At 39.8% G+C, this 13,276-nt stretch carries 19 protein-coding genes; 11 read left to right on the top strand and 8 right to left on the bottom strand.

Annotation, left to right across the window (positions count from 1 at the left end; genetic code table 11):
• Positions 1–59 precede the first annotated feature (59 nt).
• The 4 genes from trmBL1 (at position 60) to TES1_RS08670 (ending at position 3,450) form a co-directional block, all read left to right on the top strand.
• Positions 60–1,082 (top strand): HTH-type sugar sensing transcriptional regulator TrmBL1, encoded by a 1,023-nt coding sequence (gene trmBL1 / locus TES1_RS08685; protein WP_042681971.1) that lies wholly within the window; start codon positions 60–62, stop codon positions 1,080–1,082.
• A gap of 10 nt (positions 1,083–1,092) precedes the next feature.
• Positions 1,093–2,463 (top strand): glycogen synthase, encoded by a 1,371-nt coding sequence (locus TES1_RS08680; RefSeq protein WP_042681969.1) that lies wholly within the window; start codon positions 1,093–1,095, stop codon positions 2,461–2,463.
• Between the two features lie 103 nt (positions 2,464–2,566).
• A complete protein-coding gene (locus tag TES1_RS08675; RefSeq protein WP_042681967.1) occupies positions 2,567–3,016 on the top strand; it encodes an HIT family protein in 450 nt (149 codons plus the stop codon).
• A 122-nt stretch (positions 3,017–3,138) separates the two neighbouring features.
• The gene (locus TES1_RS08670; RefSeq protein WP_042681965.1) at positions 3,139–3,450 is read left to right on the top strand and encodes a hypothetical protein; all 312 of its coding nucleotides are present in this window, start codon (positions 3,139–3,141) and stop codon (positions 3,448–3,450) included.
• Between the two features lie 7 nt (positions 3,451–3,457).
• On the opposite strand, the gene TES1_RS08665 is transcribed toward TES1_RS08670, so the two are convergent.
• Positions 3,458–4,207, bottom strand: a complete 750-nt coding sequence (locus TES1_RS08665; protein WP_042681963.1) for a YbaK/EbsC family protein — start codon at positions 4,205–4,207, stop codon at positions 3,458–3,460.
• Positions 4,197–4,484, bottom strand: coding sequence for a hypothetical protein (locus tag TES1_RS08660; protein ID WP_042681962.1), 288 nt, complete (start codon positions 4,482–4,484; stop codon positions 4,197–4,199). Before TES1_RS08660 ends, TES1_RS08665 begins: the two co-directional genes overlap by 11 nt.
• Before the next feature lie 94 nt (positions 4,485–4,578).
• Here TES1_RS08660 and TES1_RS08655 point away from each other — a divergent pair, with 94 nt between their 5' ends.
• From TES1_RS08655 to iorA, 3 genes are all read left to right on the top strand, one after another.
• Positions 4,579–4,848 (top strand): hypothetical protein, encoded by a 270-nt coding sequence (locus TES1_RS08655; RefSeq protein ID WP_320406862.1) that lies wholly within the window; start codon positions 4,579–4,581, stop codon positions 4,846–4,848.
• 6 nt (positions 4,849–4,854) lie between these two features.
• Positions 4,855–5,061 carry a hypothetical protein gene (locus tag TES1_RS08650; RefSeq protein ID WP_051408212.1) on the top strand — a complete coding sequence of 69 codons (207 nt, stop codon included), beginning with the start codon at positions 4,855–4,857 and terminating at the stop codon, positions 5,059–5,061.
• 126 nt (positions 5,062–5,187) lie between these two features.
• A complete protein-coding gene (gene iorA / locus TES1_RS08645) occupies positions 5,188–7,032 on the top strand; it encodes an indolepyruvate ferredoxin oxidoreductase subunit alpha (protein ID WP_042681958.1) in 1,845 nt (614 codons plus the stop codon).
• A gap of 14 nt (positions 7,033–7,046) precedes the next feature.
• On the opposite strand, the gene TES1_RS08640 is transcribed toward iorA, so the two are convergent.
• On the bottom strand, positions 7,047–7,730 hold the full coding sequence (locus tag TES1_RS08640) for a DUF4152 family protein (protein WP_042681956.1): 684 nt from the start codon (positions 7,728–7,730) through the stop codon (positions 7,047–7,049).
• A 141-nt stretch (positions 7,731–7,871) separates the two neighbouring features.
• Complete coding sequence (locus tag TES1_RS08635) at positions 7,872–8,189, bottom strand: hypothetical protein (RefSeq protein ID WP_042681954.1); 318 nt, start codon at positions 8,187–8,189, stop codon at positions 7,872–7,874.
• Between the two features lie 119 nt (positions 8,190–8,308).
• On the opposite strand from TES1_RS08635, the gene TES1_RS08630 reads away from it, so the two are divergent.
• Complete coding sequence (locus TES1_RS08630; RefSeq protein ID WP_042681951.1) at positions 8,309–9,292, top strand: AI-2E family transporter; 984 nt, start codon at positions 8,309–8,311, stop codon at positions 9,290–9,292.
• Here TES1_RS08630 and TES1_RS08625 read toward each other — a convergent pair.
• The 3 genes from TES1_RS08625 to TES1_RS08615 are packed head-to-tail and all read right to left on the bottom strand — an operon-like array spanning position 9,282 to position 10,901.
• Complete coding sequence (locus tag TES1_RS08625; RefSeq protein ID WP_084340040.1) at positions 9,282–9,818, bottom strand: nicotinamidase; 537 nt, start codon at positions 9,816–9,818, stop codon at positions 9,282–9,284. The genes TES1_RS08630 and TES1_RS08625 overlap by 11 nt on opposite strands.
• Before the next feature lie 3 nt (positions 9,819–9,821).
• Entirely contained in the window at positions 9,822–10,220 is a 399-nt protein-coding gene (locus TES1_RS08620) for a DUF2240 family protein (protein WP_042681949.1), read from the bottom strand.
• Between the two features lie 45 nt (positions 10,221–10,265).
• Positions 10,266–10,901, bottom strand: a complete 636-nt coding sequence (locus TES1_RS08615; protein WP_042681947.1) for a hypothetical protein — start codon at positions 10,899–10,901, stop codon at positions 10,266–10,268.
• Between the two features lie 100 nt (positions 10,902–11,001).
• Between TES1_RS08615 and TES1_RS08610 the strand changes: the two genes are divergently transcribed.
• The 3 genes from TES1_RS08610 to TES1_RS08600 all read left to right on the top strand — a co-directional run bounded on the left by TES1_RS08610 (position 11,002) and on the right by TES1_RS08600 (position 12,946).
• Positions 11,002–11,391: a PaaI family thioesterase gene (locus tag TES1_RS08610; RefSeq protein ID WP_042682841.1), complete on the top strand. Its 390-nt coding sequence runs from the start codon at positions 11,002–11,004 to the stop codon at positions 11,389–11,391.
• Between the two features lie 75 nt (positions 11,392–11,466).
• Positions 11,467–11,775, top strand: a complete 309-nt coding sequence (locus tag TES1_RS08605) for a PadR family transcriptional regulator (RefSeq protein ID WP_042681945.1) — start codon at positions 11,467–11,469, stop codon at positions 11,773–11,775.
• Complete coding sequence (locus tag TES1_RS08600) at positions 11,768–12,946, top strand: MFS transporter (protein WP_042681943.1); 1,179 nt, start codon at positions 11,768–11,770, stop codon at positions 12,944–12,946. The genes TES1_RS08605 and TES1_RS08600 overlap by 8 nt, the downstream gene beginning before the upstream one ends.
• Positions 12,947–13,052: 106 nt before the next feature.
• Here TES1_RS08600 and TES1_RS08595 read toward each other — a convergent pair whose 3' ends face one another.
• Entirely contained in the window at positions 13,053–13,271 is a 219-nt protein-coding gene (locus tag TES1_RS08595; RefSeq protein WP_042681941.1) for a hypothetical protein, read from the bottom strand.
• Positions 13,272–13,276 lie beyond the last annotated feature (5 nt).

Raw genomic sequence — 13,276 nt, 5'->3', positions numbered from 1 at the left:
TCACTGATGATGATTAAACTTTATCCAGTGAAAGCTTAAAAAAGTTGGGGGTTTGACAAATGAAGGAAGAGGAGATAATTGAAAAACTTCAGAAGTTCGGTTTGACAAAATATGAAAGCTTGGCATATATAACTCTACTCAAACTTGGTCCGAGCAAAGCAACGGATATAACAAAGGAAAGTGGCATTCCACACACGAGAGTTTATGATGTTTTAAGTTCTCTTCACAGAAAAGGATTCGTTGATATAATGCATGGTACTCCCCGTTTATACAAGCCAGTGAATCCTGAGGTTGTCCTTGAAAAAATTAAGGAAGATCTAATAACAGACATTGAAGAGCTTAAAAAGGCTTTTCTGGAACTTTACAAGTCTGTTCATGGGGAAGAGCTCCCAGAGATTTGGACAATTCACGGCTTTGATAATACCCTTGAAAGAGCTGAATATATAATAAGAACTGCAAAGTATGAAGTTTTAATAAACACACCATTTGAATTTCTCTCCTTGCTTAAGGAAGAAATTAAGAAGAGAAAGGATGTTATTTTTGTAATAATCAGCAACTTTGAAGAGGTTCCAGAGTGGCTCAAGAGGGATAATATCATTCTTGCAAGGAGTGGAGGTGCACCATGGCTAATGGCAAGCTGGATTATAGGAGACATTGATTATGCACTTTTCTTCGGAGCCCTCCCAAGGGACAGAAGGAAAGAGAAGTTCTACTCCTTCTGGGCAAAGTCAGCGAAGCTTATCCAAAACTACATGCACTGGTTCTACACTATTTATCTCGATAACAGCACAATAATCAAGCCGATAAACTATGGTAAGCTGAAAAAGCCGCTTCAACTTGTTAACATTAGAACCCTAATAACTCTCCTTAAGCAGATAACTCTACCAAGAGAAATTGAGATTATTGGAAAGCTCGTGGAAAATAAGGAGGCAGTAACGCTGAGGGGAAAAGTCATGGAGTTTGAGTACACTCCATTAACAGCTAGCATAGCTGTTGATGATGGAAAGAAAAAGTGGAAAGTTGGTGGATTAGGAAGCTACTTCGAGGACATTGAGGGAGAGAAGTTCATACTCTTAGACTGAGGTGCAAAAAATGAAAATTTTAATGCTTGGATTTGAGTATCTACCAATAAAAGTTGGTGGACTGGCTGAGGCAATAACCAGCATAGCCGAGACATTGGCAGAACTTGGTAATGAGGTTACTGTTTTTACACCTTCACATGGCTTTAAAGAAGGAAAAGAATATACAAGCTTTAAAATAGACGTTTCGGGTCATACTTGGGAGGTTAAAATTTATGAGAGAAAGCAGAATGAAGTCAGAGTTTTTTCAATCAGCGACCCTCTATTAGACAACCCTGATGTTTATGGTCCTGGATGGGAGGGTATGCTGAGCAAGGCTGTTCACTTTGGAAAAGCAAGTGTGGGGCTGTTGAACAAAATTATAGAGAAAGAAGGAAAACCTGAAGTGCTCCATGCTCACGACTGGCACACTGTCTTTGCTGCGGGTCTTTTGAAAAAATATTTCCAAATACCTCTTGTTGCAACCATTCACCGCTTGAACAAATCTAAAGTTCCAGCATATTATTTCCACATGGCTAACTTAGGGGAATTAGCTCCTTATCCAGATATAGATCCAGAACATACACTCTGCTACATCGCGGATCTCGTTACAACAGTCAGCAGAAGTTATCTCTGGGAGGAATGGGTATTCTTCGGCATGTTTGAGGGCAAAGTTACTCATGTCTTCAATGGCATAGCTTCCTACTTCTGGAACGAAGAATTTTTGGAAAACAAGGATTTGCCAAGAGAAGAGAGGAGGAAAAAGATACTTGAAAGCTTAGGCTTAAGCGATGGGATTGCTTTTATGTTCATAGGCAGATTTGATAGGGCACAGAAGGGAGTTGATACCCTTTTAAGAGCCATCGAAATTTTAGCAGAGAGCTATCCTCAAGAGTTCTCAAGGATGAGGTTCATTATCATTGGAAAAGGAGACCCAGAGCTTGAGAACTGGGCACATGCAATGGAGAGCAAATATCCGAGCAATGTGAAGGTTATCACCAAGATGCTCAAAAGAGAATTTACGAGAGAGCTCTACGGTAGTGTGGATTTTGTTGTAGTTCCTTCATACTTTGAGCCCTTTGGTCTTGTACAGATGGAAGCAATGTGCTTAGGAGCAGTTCCAATCGGTTCAGCGGTTGGAGGCATTAAGGATACCATAGTGAGCTTGGATGAGGATGAAGAAAATGCAACTGGTCTGTTAGTTCCTCCAAGGGATGCCTTCGCTTTGGCTCAGGCAATGCTCAGGATGGCGAAGCTTAGGGAGGAAAATCCGGAGCTACTAGAGAGAATGAGGTCCAATGGAAAGAAGAGAGCAAAAAACGTCTTTACATGGGAGAACGCATGTAAGAGATATCTCAGAGCTTACAAAAATGACATAGACAAGGCAGTAAGCTTCATAGGATGAGGCATCAGGACCGAGGTTTGTCCTCATCACTCAGGAGCGGCCAAGCTCATCATCTGCCATAGCTTTTTATTTTCTTCCTCTTTATAATTTTGGAGGTGGTTAAATGAAATGCCCCTTCTGCAATGCAAATCCTGAAGTGCTGCTTTATGAAGATGACCTAATTAGGATCCTTATTGACTCTTATCCAGCCAATAAAGGTCATCTATTGGTTGTCCCAAAGAGACATGTGGAAAAATGGGAGGAGCTGAGCTTTGAGGAGAAAGTTGCCTTGCTTAGAGGAATTGAACTTGCAATGGAGAAGTTGAAGCTGACTTTAAATCCAGATGGCTTTAATGTTGGTATAAATTTGGGAAAAGCCGCTGGGCAGACTGTTCCCCATCTCCACATTCATGTAATTCCGAGGTATGAAGGAGATACGAACTTTCCGAGAGGAGGTGTCAGAAAGGCTGTCCTTGATATTGAAGACGAGAACTTAGAGCTAAAAGAACGATGGATTAGGAACAGGATGAGTGAAGAGGAAACTGAAAAGCTTAGAACTGCATTTAAGAGTTGATTTTTACCTTTTTTGTCTAAAATCTCTTTGCAAATCGTCGAATAAAAAAGCTTTTAAAGAGCAGGAACAAAGGATTAGGTAGCAATTGTGTGGCTGTATGCTCTTCTAGTTGGTGGTTAGCCATGATTAGTATGAGAAAGTTTGAATATTATGAAATGGAGCTTGACATCCTCAAAGAACCGCTGGTTCTTTTTCCCACTGATGAGCAGCCTTCTGAAGACGAATATAATGACTCCCAAAAGGCAACTTATTACGTTGTATTCAAAGATGATTATGTTGAGATTCATGGATTTGGAATTGACGTGAGGATTAAGCTCACTAAAAATAACATTGCAACTCTTTATTTTCTCCTAACAAAGATGGCAGAAAAAGTGATGGAAGCTGAAGACTATAAAAAGCTTGCTGAGGAGCTTAAGGCCTATGGTGCTCTCTGATTTCTTTTTATTCCGCAATGTCTAGAACTTCGGCCTTTTGGAACTCAACTATCTTCTCTGGCTTTATCTTTATTAGGCGGTCAATTCTTCCACCGCCGGCTATTACGATTTCTTTTTCAAGGACTTCCTTGTCAATCACCGTTCTAATTGAAACCCCAACTGGTGGAACTTCTCCGACTTTATATCCTGTAATTTTCTCAACTTCCTCTTTGCTTGCCATTCTAACTTTCCTAAAGTATTTTGCGAGCTTTTCTAGGCTAGCTTTAGACTTTCCATCAACTATGACTAAAATTGGCTCCTTTTCAGTTATGAAGACTAGAGATTTAACAACTTGCTCTGGCTTGACTCCTAGGAGCTTTGTAACCTGTTTGACGCTCCTAACCTCTTTTCCAACTTCAATTATTTCCCCTCCAAGCTCTTCAACGATTTCTTGAAGTCTTATTTCCTTTGCTGGATACTTTTCCTCATTTTTCTTCAGCTTTCTTTCAACAGCTTCATCTAAGTCAATGCCGAGCTCATGGGCCAAAAGCGTGAGGTAGATTATTATATCAGCAATTTCATCTCCAATCTCTTCTTTAATTTCTGGATTCTTAACTTTCTCAAGAATTCCTTCGTTTGTACCCCACTGGAAATGCTCTAAAAGCTCTCCGACCTCTACGGCTATTGAAATGGCGAGGTTTTTTGGCGTGTGATATTTCTTCCATAGTCTTTCGTCTCGAAACTTAACTGCTCTTTCCTCAAGCTCTTTAAAATTCATGTTCCTTCATCTCCCTTATCGTTGATAGATATTCCAAAAGTTCCTCAAGCTCTTCTTTTGAGAATCTTTTCTCAGCATCCTCTTCTGGGTCAAATTTTAGGAGGTAACTTTTTATCCTGTTCAATCTATCGAGTTCGTCTTGCAACTCTAAAGAGCGCTGAGTAAACTCCCAGCTTGTATGAGGGCTTTCAAAAATTCTCTGCCTGCTAACAACGATTGCAACTTTGACGTTTGCTATTGCTTCTTCAACAAGTTCTAAAAGCTCTTTAATTTTCATTTCTAGCACCATTGATTAATTGCTGTGATGATATTTAAGATGCTCGGCAACTGAGATAAATGAAAAACTTTTAAACTTTAGTGAAAAATTTACCATGGTGATGTTTATGGATTTTGCCCTTTTCATGGAGAGGTATGGATATAAGTTACTTCTCGGATTGATGGCACTCGCAATAATAGTGGTTGTGGGAATACCAATACTTGGCTACCTATACTTCCTCAAGAGATACAGCTGGGAGATCGGAGGGTTAATGCTTATAATAGTGTTGGCTTATGCCTTTGCCGTTAGGAGAAAGGTCATGGATGCTTATGCTCAAGCACATGGAAAGTACTTCTATGATGACAAGTGGTACAAGAGGAGGTGATTCTCTTTGGATTTTGCGCTTTTCATGGAGCGCTATGGATACAAGATTCTCCTTGCTCTGATGGTTCTCATGATAACAGCATTTATAGGATGGGCTGTGGTTTCTGATGTTTTTGGCCTTATCAAGGCACTTGGTTTAGAAGCTGGAGGTGCATTTTTAGTTATAGTTGTGCTTTTGATAATTGTTTTTAGATTAGGAGAACAAGAAAGCTAAGTGAAAATATACCTTTGAAATTTAATTTAAATTCTCCTCTCTCTTTTGAATCTTTTTCGTTCTGCCTGCTATCTTTCCGAAATACGGATTTTTAACATGAAGCTCGATTGATTTTTGGTGGTGAGAATGAGGAAACTTTTGATGGGTAATGAAGCCATCGCTTATGGAGCTTTGGAGAGCGGAATTTCTTTTGCAACTGGTTATCCTGGAACTCCATCAACCGAGGTCATCGAAACGATAGCACGTCTTAACCCCGAGGTTTTTGCCGAATGGGCACCCAATGAGAAAGTGGCTTTAGAAGAAGCAGCTGGCGTTTCTTATGCTGGGCTTAGAAGTTTGGTAACTATGAAGTGTGTTGGCTTAAACGTTGCCGCTGACCCTCTCATGAGCTTGGCTTATTCTGGTGTTGAGGGAGGTCTAGTAATTTTGGTTGCAGATGACCCTGGGCCTCATACTTCTCAAACAGAGCAAGATGACAGATATTACGGAAAGCTCTCCCTTTTACCGGTTCTTGAGCCTTATGATCCGCAGGAAGCTCATGATTTAATCAAATATGCCTATGAGCTTAGTGAAAAATACAAAGTCCCTGTACTATTCAGAACTACGACTAGGGTAAATCATACAACTGCTGACGTTGAAGTTGGCGAGTTTGTTAAGCTTGATAGAAAGCCGGAGTTCAAGAAGGACATACAGAGGTATGTGAGAGCCTCAATGAAAGGCAACTTAGAAAGACATAAATGGCTGAACAAGACGCTTAGAGAAATTGAAAAAGAATTTGAGACTTTAGAATTCAACTGGGTTGAAGGTGACGGAAGAATAGGAATTATTGCTGAAGGAGCTCCATACAACTACGTAAAAGAGGTTGTTCCAAAGATTGATGAAAACTTTAAAATCTTAAAGCTCTCAACTCCACATCCTCTTCCAAGGAAACTGGTAGTCGATTTTCTTAAGAGCGTTGACATGGCGATAGTTGTTGAGGATGGAGCACCTTTCTTAGAGGAAGAGGTTAAAATTGTAGCGTATGAAGAAGGGCTTAGCGTTCCAATATATGGGAAGAGAACCGGTAATTTGCCTCTTGAAGGAGAGTTAACGCCGAGCTTGGTTAGAAACGCCCTTTTGAGACTTCTTGGAAAGGAAGCCCAAAGCTACGAAAAGCCTAAGGAAGTGGAGGAAGCAGAGAAATTGGCACCCTCAAGACCCCCAACCATGTGTCCAGGCTGTCCTCACCGCGGCTCTTATAGGGCTCTGCTCGATGCTCTCAGAGAACTCAAATTCAAAAAAGATGAAATTCCAATTCATGGAGATATTGGGTGCTATGCCCTCTCATTGCTACCTCCTCTCGAGGCCATTTGGACGGAATACGTCATGGGTGCAAGCATAAGCCTAGCAAACGGCCAGAGCATAGCTTTTGACAAGAAAATTGTTGCCACAATTGGTGATTCCACGTTCTTTCACAACGGAATACAGCCCCTGGTGGATGCTGTTTACAAGAATCTTGATGTTCTTGTGATGATTCTTGATAACAGAACAACGGCAATGACTGGACATCAGCCCCATCCCGGAACTGGTGAAAGTGAAACGGGGAGAAAATTCAATGAGATTGACATTGAGGCATTAGTCAAAGCTTTAGGGGTCAAATACGTCAAAACAGTTGATCCGTATGATTTGAAGGCAACGAGAGAAGCAATAAAAGAAGCGATGCAGATTAAGGGACCAGCGGTTATTATAGCTAAGAGAGAGTGCATAATTCCAGTGATTAGGAGAGGTGAGATAGGAGAACTGCCTATCGTGATTGAGGACAAATGTGTTGGCTGTAAGGCGTGCATTCTTCTGACAGGCTGTCCTGCACTGGTTTATGATCCAGAGATCAACAAAGTCAAAATCGACCCGTTAATCTGTACAGGCTGTGGAATCTGCAACCAGCTTTGTCCGTTTGATGCAATTAAATTTCCAAGTGAAATAGAGAAATAAGAGTAAGCTTTCTTTTATTCTTTCCATATCTCTAAAACCATGAAAGTCCTAGCTACTGGGTTGGGATAAAGCTCCCAGCCAATTCCTTCATTATTCGACTCTATCTCTCCATACAATCCACCTTCTCTGGGATCTAAGCTTTCACCGTAAATTCTGCTTTCATGGATTTCAACTCTCATGTACCTCGGGAGACCTATCTTTATGTTGCCCTCTTTCTTTGCATGCTCAACTGCCCATTTTGCTGAATAAATTCCAGCGTAAATTTCTGCAATCCTAACAGCTACGCTGTCTTTTCCAATTGCCAAAATCTCTATCCCGGTATCTTCCCAAAATCGCTTTGCTAAAGGCTGCAAGTCTTTACTCAGCTCATGCCATATTGCTTTGCCTCTATCTGAGATTCTTAATGCGTCTATTGTTGGGTCATCAAGTTTTCTGAGTTCTATTCCGCCCAAGCTTGAATCTAAATGAATCACATCTGGTTTAACTTTTTTAGCGAGCTTCATGGCTAGAAATACTTCATCTTTAATTGCCTCTCTTCCACTTAGGTCATAGTTAAATGGATCAGCGTATTTCACTATGCTCATTGTTGCTGTTTTGTAGGGTTTTTCAACGAGCACAGCGGCGGTTGCTATCAGTCCTATTGGTTCATAGTCCTCATCCAGCACAGCCCCTCCAGTGTCAGCTGAAACTATCCTCATGCTTTCACCTCATTAATTTCTCATTAACCTAGATGTAAGAAGTAGTGGAAGCAATGTATTTAAAGGGAGATAGTTGATAGAGAAAAATGGTGAAATACATAAGACTCCTACTCCTTATATTATCCCTTTGACTTTAAATCCTTAAATATTTTCCTTATAAACCTTTATGAGGTCTTCTCTAATGCTTTTTACAACAGCTTCATCAACACTTGTTATTCTAGTCTCATATGGAAGGTACTTTTCTACAACTTCATATATATCTGGATACCTAATCTTAACCATTCCCAGAGCACCACTTGGTGGTAGCAACATTCCTAAGTCTCTATAAATTAGATAAACACTTATGCTGTACATAGCCTCAAGATAAGACCTAAATGCCAGTCTATAGTCTCCTTCTTTAAAGTATTCGTCCCCTGATTCTATGTACTCATTAATTTTCCTGAGCATCTCTTCTTCCATCCGTTATCCCCTCACTAATAAAATAGGTGCTTGGGAATATAATTATTATCTTTGATTATCTTTGGAGGAGCTAAAAGTTAAAAAGTTCCGAGACAATAATAATTTTATTGGTGGGCTTTATGAAAGCAGAATTTTTAGTTTGGGGGAGTATTGTTATAGCAATTCTTTACCTAGCATGGAGTACAGTTTCACAATTGTTATCCCCAATTTTCTTTGCTGCAATTATCACATATGCCATTTATCCTATCCATAAATGCCTTTCAAATAAACTCAGCACCAAAAAATCAGCGCTAATATTGACTATTCTCTTAATCCTTATCGTAACTGGTATAACAATTGAGTTGATTTTAATATTCAAAACTGTTTTAATGTCATTCTATGAGGATGTTATTGCTTTTATATCTTGGAGTCAGACTCTTACTCTTCCCTTTGGGCTAACTAATGTAATCCAAAAATTCTATGCACAGTTCACTCCTAAGTTCTCTGAATACATCCTTTCATATACATTTTCAATTCCAAGGTACCTCCTCCAGCTTGTTATATTTGTTGTCATGTTCTACTACTTTCTTGTGAACTCTGAAGCAATTAAAAACCAGATTTTTCTACTTTTACCTAGGGAAAACAAAGAATTGGCAGAAAAATTATTGAAGAGAGCAGATGTAACCCTCCAAGCTTTAGTTAGAGCATGGCTTCTTCTTAACATAGCCAAGGGAATTTTAATGACAATTGGATTCATCATATTCAGGGTCTCAGATTTTCCAACAGCAATAATCGCAGGATTTTTGACAATTCTCTTTAGTTTTGTTCCGCTCTTTGAAGGCTGGATGATATGGTTGGCTGGTGCGATATACCTCTTTAGGAGTGGGAATATACTAACAGCGATTCTCTTGGCAGTTTACGGCTTCATCTTTGTATCTCCAGTTCCAGATTTCACAATAAGACCGAAACTTGTCGCAAAAGAGGCACAACTTGATGAAGTCATGGTTCTCGTAGGAATGATTGGTGGTGCATGGAGCTTTGGAGTCAAAGGTTTGATAATAGGCCCAATCGTGTTGAACTTGGTGGTGGCACTATTAAAAGAATGGAGAAAAGTTACAAAGTGATTATTTTTGCCCCCTTCTTTTCAAGTTCTTTGAGGACTTTCTCCTCATCTTCTGGGTTTATGCCTTTAATGGCGTCTTTTAAGATATATACTTCAAATCCATATCTTAGAGCATCTAATGCTGTTGCTCTAACACAGTATTCCGTTGCAACTCCACAAATGTAGACTTTTCTTATGCCATTTTCTTTCAGCATTTCTGCCAAATTTGTTCCTTCAAAACCTGAATATGCCTCTTTGTCAGGTTTATCAGCTTTTGAAATTATTATTGCATCTTCTGGAAGCTTTACTACAAATTTGGCTCCCTCTGTATTCTGAACACAGTGCCTTGGCCAGGGACCACCTTGTTCCTTAAAGCTTATGTGATTTGGAGGATGCCAGTCTCTTGTAGCAACAATTAGCGCTCCTTTCTCTTTAAATTTCTTTATATATTCCTCAACCTTTGGGATTATTTTGTCCCCATCTGGGACTGGTAAGGCTCCACCGGGCATAAAATCCTTTTGCATGTCAACAATTATTAGGGCTTCCACTTCTCACACCTCCAGTTTGTCCTTAAATTTAGACATATCAATTCCTTTGTCAATTCCATAAAGATAAGCCACAATTTTTTTATCCAAATTCCCGTATCTCTCCGAGAATTTCTTTATATCTTCAAGAACTTCAAATTCACTCCAGCCCAATTTTCGCGCAATGTATGCTACCATTTTTCCAAACAAATCCTCTTCCCTCTCTTCCTTTTCAAGAACTTCTTCATTAATTATGAGTTTTCCATCTTTTTCTTCAATAATACCTTTCTCAAGGGCATTTTCTATGAGTTCTTTAGCTTCTTTAACCCCCATTAGCCTGAGCCTAACAACGAGAATCCCAATTAACTCTTGCTTTGTAAATTCATTTGAACCCTTATAGAGGATGGCATTTTTTAGCTCTTTCACCTAGTTCACCAATTAAAATTAGGCAAAAGAAGTAGAAAAGCTTTACTAAGCTCCAGGTCCCCCTCCAGCTTGCCAGAAGAACATTTCGAATGGGAAGTTGAATATCGCGGATAGCCTTCCTCCTGGGGATTGTGGGAAGAATATGTACGCTGTCCTTAGCGATTTGACTTGCCTCCCGTTCACCTCGTAGATGTATAGCTTTACTACAGGAACAAGTGGATATCCTTGAAGAATTACAATTTGGCCAACTCGTTTTGTTATTAGACCTTCTCTCACAGAATCTTGAAGCTTGTATCCTTTGAGCAGTCCATAGTGGGGTATTCCGAGTTTTTGAATTCCTTCAACATCAAATCTGTATCTTTCGTTGCTTTTCATGTCCTCAAGGAGTGAAGAGGCTGTAAAATGGGTTCCAGTCATTTCAAAGGAGTAGGTTGAAAGGTAATAATCAGTGAGCTTGAAGGTTGAGAAAGACCATAACAAAAGGCCAATTAAGAGCCAAGGAGCCCATTTTTTAAGAAATACCTTCTTTCCGTGAGGAATTTCTCCAAAGCTAGGATTCTTTATTAATGCTTCTCTGTTGATATAGGCTCCAAGAACTATTATCACCCATGAGAAAATGAAGTAGCAGAGCATCATAAGGATATAAGCCCCATATTCGGGAGCGTGCTCATAGTATGCCATTTTCCAACCACCTGTAATAAAAGTTTCAAGTTGAATATTTAAAGTTTTTCATGTATGTAAAAGTTTATATTTTCATGCATATCATGTTACACTGGTGAGCATAATGCAGAGAACCCATAACTTGACTTCTAAACGATTGGTTGGGGAGCCTATAAAGATTGAAGAGGGATATGCAGAAGTTAAGCTGAAGACTATTGATGAGATGAAAGTTGATGAATATGGATTAGTTCACGGCGGCTTTACCTTTGGGTTGGCAGACTACGCTGCAATGCTTGCTGTAAATGAGCCAACAGTTGTTTTGGGAAAGGCTGAAGTAAAGTTCACAAAGCCCGTAAAAGTTGGAGATGAACTTTTAGCTAAAGCAAAACTTGTGGAGGATTTAGGCAGAAAGAAAGTAGTCCACGTTGAAGTTTTCAATCAGAGAAACGAGAAAGTGCTGGAAGGGAAATTTCACTGCTACGTTTTAGAGAAGCATGTGCTTGAGCCTTGATCCTCTTTATTTGTTTTATACTCAGAGGGAAAATGTTTTTAACTCTAATATCGAAATTCGATATCGGTGTTCGATATGATACGACGCATCTTGCTTGGCTTCATGGGGTTGCACATACTGCATCATGCAAGCAAAGAACCGATAACTGGCGTGTTCATGATTGAAGAGCTGAGAAGGCATGGCTATGAAGTTAGCCCTGGAACGATATATCCGCTCTTACATAAGATGGAAGTTTCTGGGCTTTTAAAGAGCAGATGGGAAGTTAGGAATGGGAAAAGAGTCCGACTCTATGAAATAACCCCAAAGGGCTTAGAAGTTTTGGAAGAGGGTAAGAAAAAAGTTAAAGAGCTCTGCAACGAAATCTTGGGTGATTGCGATGAATAAAGAGAAGAAAATCTTTGGAATAAGCTGGAATGTATTTCTGTTAGGTATTGTTAGCTTTCTCAATGATATGAGCAGCGAGATGATTGCACCGATTGTTCCGGCATATTTAACTGAAGTTTTGAAGATTGGGAAGCTTGCGAGTGGTTCTATAATGGGTCTCATTGAGAGCTTAAGCTCTCTCTTTAAGGTTATTTTTGGGTATATCAGTGATAAATTCAGGCAGAGGAAGGTTTTTGTGATTCTAGGCTACACTCTTTCAACAATCTCGAAAGGTGCTCTGGCTTTTACACACTCATGGTGGGATTTTTTAGGCTTAAGAATTATTGATAGGGTGGGAAAAGGTATCAGGACAGCTCCAAGAGATGCTTTGATAGCTGAGTCAACTGAAAAGGGAAAGACGGGTAAATCCTTCGGCTTTCATAGGATGATGGACACCATGGGAGCCTTTGCTGGGCCGTTAGTTGCCATTGGACTTTTGGCTTTATTCTCTAAGTATCCAATTGACGTTGCCTACAGAAGGATTTTCCTTTTATCAGCTCTTCCTGGTGCGTTGAGCATCTTGATAATAATCTTCCTTATAAAGGACACTGGGGCAGAAGTTAAGAAGAAAATCAAAGGAATTTCAGCATTGAAGAGCAGAAATTTGAAGTTATTTTTGCTTGTAGTTGCTATCGGAGCTCTTGGAAGATACAGCTATGCCTTTACAATGTGGAAAGCTCAGGAGCTTGGCTACTCGGTTGTTCAAAGCTTGGGCTTTTATGCTCTCTTTAATGCTATTTATGCGTTGTCAGCTTACCCGATAGGTGTTTACTCGGACAAAGTTAGCAAAAAAGCAGTTATAACAGCTGGATTTGGTGTTGCAACATTGGCAGCTTTAACATTTGCATATGCAAAAACTTTGTGGATGCTCTTAGTTGGATTTATTCTTTATGGTGTCTATCTGGCTATTGAGGACACTATTCCAAGGGCTTACATGGCAGATTTAGCTAAGGACTTTGAGAAAGGAACTATAATTGGAGCATATCATACAGTCTTTGGGTTCTTTGTCTTTCCGGCATCGGTAATTGCAGGCTGGCTGTGGCAGAGCTATTCGCTGAAATACAGCTTTCTTTATGCAGCAGCAATGAGTGCATTGGCTATGATGTTGATGATGTTAGTTAAGGAGGAGTGAGGAGTAATGTTTTTTGTGTAATGTTTACTCTTCTATCTTCTTAGTGAACCTACAGAAGAAGTACGGAGATGATAGGAGAGCAAAAGATGAGAGCACTAAAACTTTGCTAAGCTTTTTCGAGCTTCTCCACCATTTCCTTCGTTATTGTAAGCGGTTTGTCAACTTCATAAATATCGTTCAACTCCCACTTAACTTCTCCCTTGTTTATTGCCTTTACATATCTCTCTGCCAGCTCCTTTGCTTCTTCAAGAGTTTTAGCCTCAACAATCCTTCTGACATACCATTTCATAGAACCGTATCTAAGCTTGAACTCCGCCATGAACATTGTCA

The organism is Thermococcus paralvinellae (assembly GCF_000517445.1).
Classification (GTDB): Archaea; Methanobacteriota_B; Thermococci; order Thermococcales; family Thermococcaceae; genus Thermococcus_B; species Thermococcus_B paralvinellae.
Note: the sequence above shows the minus strand (reverse complement) of the source record. Positions and strands in the feature narration are given on the sequence as shown.